This window comes from Streptomyces sp. NPDC005302, assembly GCF_040607345.1.
Classification (GTDB): domain Bacteria; phylum Actinomycetota; class Actinomycetes; order Streptomycetales; family Streptomycetaceae; genus Streptomyces.
In genome coordinates this window covers 167,755-181,172 of the sequence record NZ_JBEXGN010000011.1, presented here as the reverse complement: position 1 = coordinate 181,172, position 13,418 = coordinate 167,755, and the positions used below count along the sequence as shown (strand labels likewise).

The following is a 13,418-nucleotide window of genomic DNA, read 5'->3' as shown; positions in this document are numbered from 1 at the left end:
GCGGGTGTCTGATGGTGGGCTGTGGAACAACAGCCCACCCAGGCCCCCGGCGGCGGCGTCGACACGGCCGTCGAGACCATCTTCCGCATCGAGTCGCCCCGCATCATCGCGGGCGTCGCGCGCATCGTCCGTGACGTCGGCATCGCCGAGGAGCTCGCGCAGGACGCCCTGGTCGCGGCGCTGGAGCAGTGGCCGCGGGACGGTGTGCCGGACAACCCCGGCGCCTGGCTGACGGCGACGGCCAAGCACCGCGCGATCGACCTCGTACGCCGCAGGGAGCGGTACGCGCGCAAGCTGGAGGAGGTCGGGCGGGACCTCTCGCTGTCGGCGCCGCACCACGTCGACGAGCCGACGGATCCCGACGACATCGACGACGACCTGCTCCGCCTGGTCTTCACCGCGTGCCACCCCGTGCTGTCCGCGGAGGCCCGGATCGCCCTCACCCTGCGGCTCGTCGGCGGCCTGACCACCCCCGAGATCGCCCGCGCCTACCTCGTCCCGGAGGCGACGGTCGCCCAGCGCATCGTGCGCGCCAAACGGACCCTCGCGGCCAAGGCGGTCGCCTTCGAGGTGCCGTACGGGCCGGAGCGCGAGGCGCGCCTCGGGTCCGTGCTGGAGGTCATCTACCTCGTGTTCAACGAGGGGTACGCGGCCACGGCGGGCGACGACCTGCTGCGCCCGGCGCTGTGCGAGGACGCGCTCCGGCTGGCCCGCGTGCTCGCCGAGCTGATGCCGAAGGAGCCCGAGGTGCACGCGCTCGCGGCCCTGCTGGAACTCCAGGAGTCCCGCGCCGCCGCCCGGACCGGACCCGGTGGCGAACCCGTCCTCCTCAGGGACCAGAACCGCCGCCGCTGGAACCGCATGCTGATCCGCCGGGGCTTCACCGCGCTGGGCCGCTCCAACGCCGTCGCCACCGGCAGCCCCGGGCCGTACGCCCTCCAGGCCGCCATCGCCGCCTGCCACGCGCAGGCCCTCACCTACGAGGACACGGACTGGTCGCGGATCGCCGCCCTGTACGGGCTGCTCGCCACGCGGGTTCCCTCGCCCGTCGTCGAGCTGAACCGTGCCGTGGCCGTCTCCATGACCGAGGGCCCCGGCCCCGCGCTGGAGATCGTCGACACCCTCACCGGTGAACCCGCCCTGCGCGACTACCACCTGCTGCCCAGCGTGCGCGGCGACCTGCTGGCCCGGCTCGGCCGGACGGCGGAGGCGCGGGCCGAGTTCGAACGGGCGGCCGCGCTGGCCCGCAACGACCGCGAACGCGCCCTGCTCACGGACCGGGCGAGAGCGCTGCCCGACGCGTGAACCGTCGCCCCGACGCGGTGACGCGCGCTCAGGTCGTCGTCGGCCGCGCGGGTGCTCCGACGAGCATGGTGGGGGCGCCCGCCACCCGGGTCAGGAACACCGTCGCGGACCGGGGCCCCTGCGGCTTCACCTTGCGCCGCAGCTCCTCCGGCTCGACGGCCGACCCGCGCTTCTTCACGGTCAGGACGCCGACCTCCCGCTCCCGCAGGAGCGCCTTCAACTTCTTCAGGTTGAACGGGAGTCGGTCGGTGATCTCGTACGCCGTGGCGTACGGCGTGGGGCGCAGTTCGTCGGCGGTGACGTACGCGATGGTCTCGTCCACGAGACCGCCGTCGAGGTCCTCGGCCACCTCGGCGACCAGGTGCGCGCGGATCACGGCGCCGTCCGGCTCGTACAGATAGCGTCCGACCGTCCGCACCGCCGGGTCGGGCAGTCCGCGTCCGCGCAGTTCGCGCGGGCCCGGCAGCAGGGTGGCGCGCACCAGGCCCGGTTCGGTGCCGAACCACAGCACCGCCTCCTTCACGTCGCCGCCGTCGGAGATCCACTCGGCCTCCGCCGCGGCCGGGACCGCCTCGTGCGGGATGCCGGGGGCGATCTTCAGCGCGGCGATCGGAGCCTTCGCGGCCGCGCCGACCGCCCAGGACAGCGGCGGGGAGTAGGCCTCCGGGTCGAAGATGCGGCCCCGTCCGCCCCGGCGCCCGGGGTCCACGAAGACCGCGTCGTACCCCGACGTGTCCACCTCGGTGACATCGGTCTCGCGCACCTCGATCAGGTCGGCGAGTCCCAGCACGTCGGCGTTCGCCCGTGCCGCGGCGGCCGTGAGCGGGTCGCGGTCCACGGCGAGGACGCGGATGCCCGCGCGGGCCAGCGCGATCGCGTCGCCGCCGATCCCGCAGCAGAGGTCGGCGACGGAGCGGACGCCCAGCGCGCGCAGCCGCTCGGCGCGGTGGACCGCCACGCTCGTACGGGTGGACTGCTCCACCCCGTTGGGCGTGAAGAACATCCGCCCCGCGTCCTCGGACCCGAACTTCGCCACCGCCCGCTGCCGCAGCCGCGCCTGTCCGAGGGCCGCCGAGACCAGCTCGACGGGGTGCTCGCGGCGCAGCCGGGTGGCGACGGCCAGCTCCTGCGCCGGTTCGGTGCCGTGCACCTCGGCGAGCAGGGCGCGGCCCTCGGAGGTGAGCAGGGAGGCGAAGGAGACGTCGTTCACCCGGCCATTGTGGGCCAGTCGGTGGACGGTGTGCCTCCGGCCGCGGTGTCGGGGCCGCGTCCGGGCGGTGACCTGCGAGGATCCGGGCCCATGCGATCCGTACGACAAAACTATAAGAACGGCGCAAATAGGGCTGGTGTGCGCTGCGGGATCGGCGCGATGGCCCTCGCCGTCCTCGTCTCCGGCTGTGCGGCGGACGGCTCCGGCTCCCGCGCCGTCCGCCCGGCCGCCGGCCAGCAGGCCGGCCGGCTCCAGGCGGCGCCCGCCCGCGCCCTCGACTCGTACGCCCTGCGGCTCCGCAAGGCGCAGGCCGCCCGCACCGCCGTCGCCAAGCGCTGGGGGCTGCCCACCGCGCCCCTGTTGCCCCCGGCGCCGCCCGCGAAGAAGCCGGTCATCGAGGCCCGCAAGGGGTTCGAGGTCGACGGCCAGAAGGAACTCGGGCTGCCGCCGGTCTTCACCACCGTGCCCACCAAGGACAGGGTCGTCTTCCTCACCATCGACGACGGCGAGGAGAAGGACCCGCAGTTCCTGCGGATGATGAGCGACCTGAAGATCCCGTACACCGCCTTCCTCAGCGACTACCTGATCAAGGACGACTACGGGTACTTCCGGAAGATGCGCGACCGCGGCATCACCCTCAACAACCACACGCTGCACCACCCCTACCTGCCCGGTCTCTCCTACGCGCAGCAGAAGCACGAGATCTGCGGCATGCAGGACGTGATGAAGAAGCAGTTCGGCAAGCGGCCGTCGCTCTTCCGCCCGCCCTACGGCAACTACAACCAGGACACCCTCCGAGCCGCCAAGTCCTGCGGCGTCACGCACGCGCCCATTTGGGACGAGGAAGTCTTCGTCGACCACTGGGAGTACCGCGAGGAGGACCAGGACCTGCACCCCGGCGACATCGTCCTCACCCACTTCCGCGGCCGCAAGGACTGGAAGGGGACCATGCCCGACCTGGTCCGCCGCTTCCTGAAGAGGGTCACGGCCGAGGGCTACGCGGTCGCGCGCCTGGAGGACTACCTGTGAGGCTGCGGGTGCCGGTCGCCGGACTGCTCGCGGCGCTGCTGCTCACCGGCTGCGCGCAGTCCGTCGACCCGATCGAGCGGCTGGGCAAGAAGGCGGCGCAGCGGGTGCACCCGCAGCAGACGGCGTACCGCCGCTGGGGCCTGGCCGCCCCGCTCGCCCCGGCGCCCCGAGCGCCCGCCCGGACCACCGCGCGCACCGCGGGCCCGGGCCTGCCGCCCGTCGTGGACCACGTCCGCACCCGCGACAAGGTCGTCTTCCTGACGTACGACGACGGAGCCGAACGCGATCCGCGGTTCGTCGACATGGTCCGTGAACTGCGGCTGCCCGTCAGCGTGTTCCTCACGGACAGTGTCGTCGGGCCGGGGTACGCCCACTTCGCCCGGCTGCGTGAGGTCGGCGCGACCGTCCAGAACCACACCCTCGACCACGCCTCCCTGCGCGGCCTGCCCTACGCGGGCCAGCGCGCCGAGATCTGCGGGCAGCAGGACAAGCTCCGGCAGCGTTTCGGCATCCGCCCGCGGCTGCTGCGACCCCCCTACGGCCGGTACGACGCGACCACCCTGCGGGCCGCCGGCGACTGCGGGGTCAGCGCGGTCGTCCTCGGCAGGGCCCCCGGCGCGCACCGGCTCCGGCCCGGCGACATCCTCACCGGCTTCGAGGAGCCCGACCTCACGGCCGCCACGCTCCGGCTGCTCCGGCGCATCCAGGCGCAAGGCTTCACGCCCGCCCGGCTGGAGAACTACCTCTAGCGCCCGGGAACCGCTTCCAGAGGGTCCGCCCGGACGTCCGACGGGGGCCGTCGGGACCGCGCCACGACGCTCGGCTTTGGCACTCCGCTTGACCGAGTGCTAATCGCAGTCATAGTGTCAGGCCTGGCACTCCCCACTGGAGAGTGCCAATAGCGACGGGCAGATCCGGCACCCGCGACGACGGATCGACCTGGTCGCCACCTCAGACAGTTAACCCCGTGAGATCTCCGAAGGGGGAGGTCGGATCGTGACGACCACCAGCTCCAAGGTTGCCATCAAGCCGCTCGAGGACCGCATTGTGGTCCAGCCGCTCGACGCCGAGCAGACCACGGCCTCTGGCCTGGTCATCCCGGACACCGCCAAGGAGAAGCCCCAGGAGGGCGTCGTCCTGGCCGTGGGCCCGGGCCGCTTCGAGGACGGTAACCGTCTTCCGCTCGACGTCACCGTCGGCGACGTCGTGCTCTACAGCAAGTACGGCGGCACCGAGGTGAAGTACAACGGCGAGGAGTACCTCGTCCTCTCGGCTCGCGACGTACTCGCGATCATCGAGAAGTAATTCACCCGGTAAGGGCGTTCGGGGTCATTCCCCGGACAGTCCCGCACCAAGCATTGCAGTGAACTGCGCCCCTGGCCCCCGCTACTTCTGATGAACCGGGCGCTGGGGGCGCCGTTCGTTTCTCCCAAGTTTTCCGAGAGGGCTGAACCGCTCCCATGGCGAAGATCCTGAAGTTCGACGAGGACGCCCGTCGCGCCCTCGAGCGCGGCGTCAACAAGCTTGCCGACACGGTGAAGGTGACGATCGGCCCCAAGGGCCGCAACGTCGTCATCGACAAGAAGTTCGGCGCCCCCACCATCACCAACGACGGTGTGACCATCGCGCGCGAGGTCGAGCTCGACGACCCGTACGAGAACCTCGGCGCCCAGCTGGTGAAGGAGGTGGCGACCAAGACCAACGACATCGCGGGTGACGGTACGACCACCGCCACCGTGCTGGCCCAGGCGCTCGTCCGCGAGGGCCTGCGCAACGTCGCCGCCGGCGCGTCGCCCGCCCTCCTGAAGAAGGGCATCGACGCCGCGGTCAAGGCCGTGTCCGAGGAGCTCCTCGCGACGGCCCGCCCGATCGACGACAAGTCCGACATCGCCGCCGTGGCCGGGCTCTCCGCCCAGGACAGCCAGGTCGGCGAGCTCATCGCCGAGGCGATGGACAAGGTCGGCAAGGACGGTGTCATCACCGTCGAGGAGTCCAACGCCTTCGGCCTGGAGCTGGACTTCACCGAGGGCATGGCCTTCGACAAGGGCTACCTCTCGCCCTACATGGTGTCCGACCAGGAGCGTATGGAGGCCGTCCTCGACGACCCGTACATCCTCATCCACCAGGGCAAGATCAGCTCCATCCAGGACCTGCTGCCGCTGCTGGAGAAGGTCATCCAGGCGAACGCCTCGCGGCCGCTCCTGATCATCGCCGAGGACGTCGACGGCGAGGCCCTGTCGACCCTGGTCGTGAACAAGATCCGCGGCACGTTCAACGCCGTCGCCGTGAAGGCCCCCGGCTTCGGTGACCGCCGCAAGGCCATGCTCGGCGACATCGCCACCCTCACCGGTGGTCAGGTCATCGCCGAGGAGGTCGGCCTCAAGCTCGACCAGGTCGGCCTGGACGTGCTCGGCACCGCCCGCCGCGTGACCGTCACCAAGGACGACACCACCATCGTCGACGGTGGCGGCAGCTCGGACGAGGTCGTCGGCCGCGTCAACCAGATCAAGGCCGAGATCGAGAACACGGACTCCGACTGGGACCGCGAGAAGCTCCAGGAGCGCCTCGCGAAGCTCGCCGGCGGCGTGTGCGTGATCAAGGTCGGCGCCGCCACCGAGGTGGAGCTCAAGGAGAAGAAGCACCGTCTGGAGGACGCCATCTCCGCGACCCGCGCCGCGGTCGAGGAGGGCATCGTCTCCGGTGGTGGCTCCGCGCTCGTCCACGCCGTCAAGGTCCTCGAGGGCAACCTTGGCAAGACCGGCGACGAGGCCACGGGTGTCGCGGTCGTCCGCAAGGCCGCCGTCGAGCCGCTGCGCTGGATCGCCGAGAACGCCGGCCTGGAGGGTTACGTCATCACCTCCAAGGTCGCCGAGCTCGACAAGGGCCAGGGCTTCAACGCCGCCACCGGTGAGTACGGCGACCTGGTCAAGGCCGGCGTCATCGACCCGGTCAAGGTCACCCGCTCCGCCCTGGAGAACGCCGCCTCCATCGCCTCCCTGCTCCTCACGACCGAGACCCTGGTCGTCGAGAAGCCGGCCGAGGAAGAGGGCGACGCCGGTCACGGCCACGGCCACGGTCACTCCCACTGACGCACCGCGTCGTGAACACGGGCACGCCCGCCGGGGCGTGACCGCGTGAAAAGGTCCCCGTTCCTCAAGGAACGGGGACCTTCTCGCTTAACGAAGCCCGACTCACGTCGTCATCCCCTTACTGGGGGCCGTACTTGCGCCCCGTCTTCGACGTGATCCCGCCCAGCAGCGCGCGCGGTGTCACCTTCACCACCCCCATGAGCACCTTGTACCGGGCGTCGGGGATGGACAGCGTCCGGCCGCGCGCCAGGTCGGCGAGCGCCGCCGCGACCAGCTTGTCCGCGTCGAGCCACATCCAGTTCGGGATGTTGTCCGTGCCCATCCCGGCCCGCTCGTGGAACTCGGTCCGCACGAAGCCGGGGGCCAGCGCCATCAGCCGTACGCCGCTGCCCGCGAGATCCTTCGCGGCGCCCTGGGTGAACTGCACGACCCACGCCTTCGACGCGCCGTACGTCCCCCGCGGCACGAACGCGGCCACCGACGCGACGTTGACGATGCCGCCCCGGCCGCGCTCACGCATCGCCTCGGCCGCCGCCGACGTCAGCCGCAGCACCGCCTCGCAGTGCACCTTGAGCATCGTCAGCTCGTCCGCCATCGACACGTCGAGGTAGTGGCCCTTGTTGCCGAACCCGGCGTTGTTCACCAGCAGGTCGACCGGGCTCCTGCGGTCCGCGAGGCGGACGGCGACCGCCTCGATGCCCTGGTCCGTCGCCAGGTCGGCGGTCAGTACCTCCGCCTCGATGCCGTGCCGGTCGTGCAGCTCCGTCGCCTGCTCGTGCAGCCGCTTCGTGTCCCGTGCCACCAGCACGAGGTTGTGCCCGTCCGCCGCCAGCCGCCGCGCGAAGGCGGCACCGATTCCCGCGGTCGATCCCGTAATCAGAGCCGTTGTCATGGCGCAAGGTTAGTGACCTGTTCAGGAGCCCCGCGCCCGGTGCCGCCCAACGCCCGGCGGCGCTCTTCGACTTCCCCTCACCCCGGACCGGCCGGCCCGGAGCCCACCTCATCCGCCGTACTGCGCCACGTACTTCTCCGCCGCCGCCCGCGCCTCCGGATGCAAGGCGTCGCCGGCCGCCAACAGGTCCGGAAGCAGCTCCCGTTGGGTCGTGACCGCGCGGAACTGGACGGCGACGGTCACCTCGTGAGCGGGCCGGTGGACGATCCGGACCGCGTCCCCGGCACGGATCTCACCGGGCACGATCACCCGCAGATACGCGCCGGGCGCGCCCCGCAGCGTGAACCGCCTGACCCAGCCCTTCTCACCCAGGTGCTCCTGGAAGGTGCGGCACGGGATGCGGCCGCTCGTGATCTCCAGGACCACCTCGGAACCGATTTGCCAGCGTTCGCCGATCAGCGCGCCGGACACGTCGAGCCCCTCCGTCGTGAGGTTCTCGCCGAACACGCCGTTCGGCAGAGGGCGTCCCAGCTCGCGCTCCCAGGCGTCGAGGTCTTCGCGCGCGACCGCGTACACCGCCTGGTCGTCGCCGCCGTGATGGCGCAGGTCGCACACGGTGTCCCCGGTGAGCCCGCTCGCGGCGCTCCCCTTCGGGCCGGGAGCCGCCACGCGCACGCTCCCCTCGACCGGCCGCTTGTCGATCCCGGTCACGCCGTCCGGGTGGTCCGTGTAGTCGACGGCCCGCGCCCGGCCCACGTTCAGCGACAGAAGCTTCATGGCCCCACGCTAAGTGATCCCTTCCAAAGCGTCGATGCCATATTCGGCGCCGTACCCAAGCCTGGCTTATGCTCGAAAAGTGATCGAGGCCCGTCATCTCCGTGTCCTGCGCGCCGTCGCCACCACCGGTTCCTTCTCGGCGGCAGGCCGCGAGCTGGGCTGCACCCAGCCCGCCGTCAGCCAGCAGATGAAGGCGCTGGAGGCGTCGGTCGGCACCCCGCTGCTCATCCGCACGGGCCGCGAGATGCGCCTCACCCAGGCGGGTGAGGCCTTGGTCCGGCACGCGGCGAGCATCCTGGCCGGCCTCACCGCCGCCGAGGAGGAGGTCGCCGCCATCGCCGGACTGCGGGCGGGCCGGGTCAGGCTCGTCTCGTTCCCCAGCGGCAGCTCCACCCTGGTGCCCACAGCTCTCGCCGCCCTGCGCGCCGCCCACCCCGGCACCCGCGTCTCCCTGGAGGAGGCCGAACCGCCCGAGTCCGTCGAGAAGCTCCGGGCGGGCGACTGCGACATCGCGCTCGCCTTCCGGTACGAGGGCGCGCCGGGCGTCGAGGAGTGGGACGACCTCGTCGTACGACCGCTGCTGACGGACCGTCTGGTCGGGCTCGTGCCCGAGCGGCACCGGCTCGCGCGCGCGGAGTCCGTCTCCATCGGGGAGTTCGCCGCCGAGTCGTGGATCGCGGGGTGCCCGCGCTGCCGGGGCCAACTGGTCGAGGTCTGCCGCGGCGCCGGCTTCGAGCCCCGCATCGACTTCGCCACGGACGACTATCCGGCCGTGGTCGGACTGGTGGGCGCGGGACTGGGTGTCGCCGTCCTCCCCGAACTCGCGATCGAGTCCGTACGCCCGAAGGGTGCACGCACGGTGACGGTGGAACCCGCGGTGCGGCGGGAGATCGTGGCCCTCACGCTCCCCGACCTGGCCGAGGTGCCGGCGGTGGCCGCGACGCTGGACCGGCTCGCGACGGCGGCCGCCCGCTAGGAACCCGCACGGGTGCCCTCAGGAGCGCCCGTTATGCAGAAACGTTCCTTCAAGTGTTCGAAGCGGAGCCGCTGCCGCTGCCGGTGGCCGATGCCGTCACCAGTCGGTTGCGGGCCCGTCCCATGAGCTCTTCGCGCTCGTCCTCGGTCAGTCCGCCCCACACGCCGTACGGTTCGCGCACCGCGAGCGCGTGCGCCGCGCACTCGGCGCGTACCGGGCATCTCATGCAGACCTCTTTGGCCGAGTTCTCGCGAGCGCTCCGTGCCGCACCGCGCTCGCCCTCCGGGTGGAAGAAGAGCGAGCTGTCGACCCCGCGGCAGGCCGCGAGGAGCTGCCAGTCCCAGAGGTCCGCGTTCGGACCGGGAAGGCGTGAGAAATCTGCCATTGCGTGTCCCCTTGTTGCCGTTCTGGGCTGCTCTGTGCCCACCGACCGTACATCTACGATCTAAGGAGATGAAAATATGACTCATTGCGAATCTAGCCGCAGACACCAGCAAAGGGGAAGAAAACAGGCTAAATGGGGCATAGGTTGTGATGAAACGTTGAGGGTCGGCGCGCATGTCTCCACCGTGTCCGCACCCTCACGTACAGTGCCGATGACGGCCGACTGCCCCGTAACTCTTTCGGGTGACCATCGTTGAGATGGACGGAGGCGGTCGAAGGAACAAGCGCTCGGGCAGACGGTCCTATCCGTCGGCGAGTGTCGACCGCACAGGTGACGATTCGTAACAGCCTGGAGGCTCAAGGTGACGCGCATCAGCTGCGGAGGGCGGCCATGACATCCGTCCTCGTCTGCGACGACTCCCCGCTTGCCCGAGAGGCGCTCCGCCGCGCGGTCGCGACCGTGCCCGGTGTCGAGCGCGTGACCACGGCGGCCAACGGCGAGGAAGTACTCCGCCGCTGGGGTGCCGACCGCTCGGACCTGATTCTGATGGACGTACGCATGCCCGGACTGGGCGGCGTCGAGACGGTCCGGCGGCTGCTGTCCGCCGACCCCGGTGCGCGCATCATCATGCTCACCGTGGCCGAGGACCTGGACGGTGTGGCGCTCGCCGTCGCCGCCGGCGCCCGCGGCTATCTGCACAAGGACGCCTCACGGGCGGAGCTGCGCGCCACCGTGACCCAGGCGCTCGCCGACCCCACCTGGCGGCTCGCGCCGCGCAGACTGCGTTCGGCCGAGATGGGCGCCGCGCCCACGCTCACGGCGCGGGAGATCCAGGTGCTCGAAGGAATGAGCCACGGCCGCTCGAACGCGGAGATCGGCCGTGAGCTGTTCCTCTCCGAGGACACGGTCAAGACCCACGCCCGGCGACTGTTCAAGAAGCTCGGCGCGTCGGACCGGGCGCACGCGGTCGCGCTCGGATTCCGCTGGGGCCTGGTCCGCTAGGTGAGCGGACTCGGGGGTATGACCGTAGTAGTCCCTACCCGCCGGACGGCGGGTGGGGCCGGGCCCTCGAAGAGAGTGTCTTCGGTGTCCGATCCCCGTTTCCCGGCGGATGCCGCATCCTTGAGGTGTGGAGTTCCTCGGGGACAAGTCGGACGAGCGGAAGGGGAGGGCGCAGGAGATGAGTTCCGGCGCACCTGCTCATAACGCTTCGGTGCACAACTACGGACGCGGTGCCGCGGACGCTTCGGCGTCAAGGCACCATGGACCGATGCGCGAAGACGAGACGACGGGGATCGGTGCGCTCGTCCATCGCGCGGTCGACGGCGACGAACAGGCGACCCACGACCTGCTCGCCCACGTACACCCCCTCGCACTGCGCTACTGCCGCACCCGTCTGTCCCGGCTCCCGGGCGACGCGCGGCACTTCGTGGAGGACCTGGCGCAGGAGGTCTGCGTCGCCGTACTCCTCGCCCTTCCGCGGTACAAGGACACCGGGCGCCCCTTCGAGGCGTTCGTCTTCGCCATCGCCGCGCACAAGGTCGCCGACCTCCAGCGCGCCGCGATGCGCCATCCGGGGTCCACGGCCGTTCCCTCCGACGAGATGCCGGAGCGTCCCGACGACTCCCTCGGTCCTGAGGAGCGCGCGCTGCTCAGCAGCGACGCCGAGTGGGCCAAGAAACTCCTCGCCAACCTCCCCGAGAACCAGCGCGAGCTGCTCCTGCTGCGGATCGCGGTGGGCCTCACGGCCGAGGAGACGGGTCAGATGCTGGGGATGTCACCGGGCGCCGTCCGGGTCGCCCAGCACCGCGCCCTGAGCCGGCTCCGCGCCCTCGCCGAGCAGTAGGAAACCCCCCCCCTCGTCCTTCGTGTGCGGTGAGTCTCTTTCCCGGCACGGGCAGGACGCGGCGACCCGCACGGAATCCGCCCCGGCGCCCCACGGCCGGGCCCTCTGCCGTGCCCCAGGAGCCCCTCCGGGCACCGGTCTGAACACGGATGACGGAATACCCGTACGAACATACGAAGCCGGTGCTGACCCGGAACCGTGGAATGAGAGAGCCGTGCTTCCCGTTAGCATGGACATCCGCACCGATCAAGGCCATTTGGGGAAGGTGTCATGACTGCCAACGTCGACGGAGTGCCCGCCAAATTCGCGACACTCGGGCTGACCTACGACGACGTGCTGCTGCTGCCGGGCTCGTCGGACATGGCGCCCGACCAGATCGACACCGCCTCGCACATCTCGAAGAACGTCCGGGTCAACATCCCGCTGCTGTCCGCCGCCATGGACAAGGTCACCGAGTCGCGCATGGCGATCGCGATGGCCCGCCAGGGCGGCGTCGGTGTTCTGCACCGCAACCTCTCCATCGAGGACCAGGCCAACCAGGTCGACCTCGTGAAGCGTTCCGAGTCCGGCATGGTGACCGACCCGATCACCGTGCACCCGGACGCCACGCTCACCGAGGCCGACGCGATCTGCGCCAAGTTCCGCATCTCCGGTGTGCCGGTCACCGACGGCGGCGGCAAGCTGCTGGGCATCGTGACCAACCGCGACATGGCCTTCGAGACCGACCGTTCGCGCCAGGTGCGCGAGGTCATGACGCCCATGCCGCTCGTCACCGGCAAGGTCGGCATCTCGGGCAACGACGCGATGCAGCTGCTGCGCCGTCACAAGATCGAGAAGCTTCCGCTGGTCGACGACTCGGGCGTCCTCAAGGGCCTCATCACCGTCAAGGACTTCGTCAAGGCGGAGAAGTACCCGAACGCGGCGAAGGACGGCGAGGGCCGCCTGCTGGTCGGCGCGGCCGTCGGCGTGGCGGGCGACGCCTTCGAGCGCGCCCAGGCCCTGATCGAGGCGGGCGTCGACTTCATCGTCGTCGACACCGCCCACGGCCACTCCCGTCTGGTCGGCGACATGGTCGCCAAGATCAAGTCGAACTCCTCGGGCATCGACGTCATCGGCGGCAACATCGCCACCCGCGACGGCGCGCAGGCACTGATCGACGCGGGCGTGGACGGCATCAAGGTCGGTGTCGGCCCGGGCTCCATCTGCACGACCCGCGTCGTCGCCGGCATCGGCGTCCCGCAGGTCACGGCGATCTACGAGGCGTCGCTCGCCGCCAAGGAGGCGGGCGTGCCGGTCATCGGCGACGGCGGCCTCCAGTACTCCGGCGACATCGCGAAGGCCCTGGTCGCGGGTGCCGACACGGTGATGCTCGGCTCGCTGCTCGCGGGCTGCGAGGAGTCGCCGGGCGAGCTGCTCTTCATCAACGGCAAGCAGTTCAAGTCGTACCGCGGCATGGGCTCCCTGGGTGCCATGCAGACCCGTGGCGAGCAGCGCTCCTTCTCCAAGGACCGCTACTTCCAGGAGGGCGTCGCCTCCGACGAGAAGCTCGTCCCCGAGGGCATCGAGGGCCAGGTGCCCTACCGGGGCCCGCTCTCCGCGGTCGTCCACCAGCTCGTCGGCGGTCTGCGCCAGTCGATGTTCTACGTCGGCGGCCGCACCGTGCCCGAGCTCCAGGACCGCGGGCGCTTCGTCCGCATCACCTCGGCGGGTCTCAAGGAGAGCCACCCGCACGACATCCAGATGACGGTCGAGGCACCGAACTACAGCCGCAACAAGTAGGCGCGCACCAGCGTTCGACGGGCGCCACGCGTGCGTGGCACCCCGACAAGGGCGGCCCCGGAAGGTTCCGGGGCCGCCCTTGTCGTGGGCGTCGGGGATACTGGGAGGCGCAGAAGCGAAGAGGGAAAGG

13 protein-coding genes are annotated in these 13,418 nt (G+C 71.0%); 9 read left to right on the top strand and 4 right to left on the bottom strand.

The features are described 5' to 3' along the window. The first annotated feature begins 21 nt into the window (after positions 1-21). Positions 22-1,305, top strand: a complete 1,284-nt coding sequence (locus tag ABZT74_RS19040; RefSeq protein WP_356171189.1) for an RNA polymerase sigma factor — start codon at positions 22-24, stop codon at positions 1,303-1,305. Between the two features lie 28 nt (positions 1,306-1,333). On the opposite strand, the gene ABZT74_RS19035 is transcribed toward ABZT74_RS19040, so the two are convergent. Beyond that, a complete protein-coding gene (locus ABZT74_RS19035; protein ID WP_356171186.1) occupies positions 1,334-2,515 on the bottom strand; it encodes an SAM-dependent methyltransferase in 1,182 nt (393 codons plus the stop codon). A 159-nt stretch (positions 2,516-2,674) separates the two neighbouring features. On the opposite strand from ABZT74_RS19035, the gene ABZT74_RS19030 reads away from it, so the two are divergent. From ABZT74_RS19030 to groL, 4 genes are all read left to right on the top strand, one after another. Beyond that, positions 2,675-3,544: a polysaccharide deacetylase family protein gene (locus tag ABZT74_RS19030; protein WP_355877010.1), complete on the top strand. Its 870-nt coding sequence runs from the start codon at positions 2,675-2,677 to the stop codon at positions 3,542-3,544. Then, positions 3,541-4,293 (top strand): polysaccharide deacetylase family protein, encoded by a 753-nt coding sequence (locus ABZT74_RS19025; protein ID WP_356436296.1) that lies wholly within the window; start codon positions 3,541-3,543, stop codon positions 4,291-4,293. Before ABZT74_RS19030 ends, ABZT74_RS19025 begins: the two co-directional genes overlap by 4 nt. Positions 4,294-4,540: 247 nt before the next feature. Continuing rightward, on the top strand, positions 4,541-4,849 hold the full coding sequence (gene groES / locus ABZT74_RS19020; RefSeq protein WP_261705370.1) for a co-chaperone GroES: 309 nt from the start codon (positions 4,541-4,543) through the stop codon (positions 4,847-4,849). A 155-nt stretch (positions 4,850-5,004) separates the two neighbouring features. Further along, positions 5,005-6,633, top strand: coding sequence for a chaperonin GroEL (gene groL, locus ABZT74_RS19015; protein WP_355877004.1), 1,629 nt, complete (start codon positions 5,005-5,007; stop codon positions 6,631-6,633). A gap of 118 nt (positions 6,634-6,751) precedes the next feature. Here the strand turns inward: groL and ABZT74_RS19010 are convergent, their stop codons facing one another. Together ABZT74_RS19010 and ABZT74_RS19005 are read right to left on the bottom strand one after the other, a co-directional pair. Next, positions 6,752-7,525: an SDR family oxidoreductase gene (locus tag ABZT74_RS19010; RefSeq protein WP_355877001.1), complete on the bottom strand. Its 774-nt coding sequence runs from the start codon at positions 7,523-7,525 to the stop codon at positions 6,752-6,754. A 108-nt stretch (positions 7,526-7,633) separates the two neighbouring features. Beyond that, entirely contained in the window at positions 7,634-8,302 is a 669-nt protein-coding gene (locus ABZT74_RS19005; RefSeq protein WP_356171180.1) for an MOSC domain-containing protein, read from the bottom strand. 79 nt (positions 8,303-8,381) lie between these two features. Between ABZT74_RS19005 and ABZT74_RS19000 the strand changes: the two genes are divergently transcribed. Further along, the gene (locus tag ABZT74_RS19000) at positions 8,382-9,278 is read left to right on the top strand and encodes a LysR family transcriptional regulator (RefSeq protein ID WP_355876995.1); all 897 of its coding nucleotides are present in this window, start codon (positions 8,382-8,384) and stop codon (positions 9,276-9,278) included. A 49-nt stretch (positions 9,279-9,327) separates the two neighbouring features. On the opposite strand, the gene ABZT74_RS18995 is transcribed toward ABZT74_RS19000, so the two are convergent. Further along, positions 9,328-9,663 (bottom strand): WhiB family transcriptional regulator, encoded by a 336-nt coding sequence (locus ABZT74_RS18995; protein ID WP_356171178.1) that lies wholly within the window; start codon positions 9,661-9,663, stop codon positions 9,328-9,330. A 390-nt stretch (positions 9,664-10,053) separates the two neighbouring features. Between ABZT74_RS18995 and ABZT74_RS18990 the strand changes: the two genes are divergently transcribed. The 3 genes from ABZT74_RS18990 (at position 10,054) to guaB (ending at position 13,288) form a co-directional block, all read left to right on the top strand. Beyond that, on the top strand, positions 10,054-10,665 hold the full coding sequence (locus tag ABZT74_RS18990) for a response regulator transcription factor (protein ID WP_003948568.1): 612 nt from the start codon (positions 10,054-10,056) through the stop codon (positions 10,663-10,665). Between the two features lie 268 nt (positions 10,666-10,933). Then, positions 10,934-11,509, top strand: a complete 576-nt coding sequence (locus tag ABZT74_RS18985; RefSeq protein WP_081218935.1) for a sigma-70 family RNA polymerase sigma factor — start codon at positions 10,934-10,936, stop codon at positions 11,507-11,509. 270 nt (positions 11,510-11,779) lie between these two features. Continuing rightward, the gene (gene guaB / locus ABZT74_RS18980) at positions 11,780-13,288 is read left to right on the top strand and encodes an IMP dehydrogenase (protein ID WP_355876989.1); all 1,509 of its coding nucleotides are present in this window, start codon (positions 11,780-11,782) and stop codon (positions 13,286-13,288) included. The last annotated feature ends 130 nt before the right edge of the window (positions 13,289-13,418 follow it).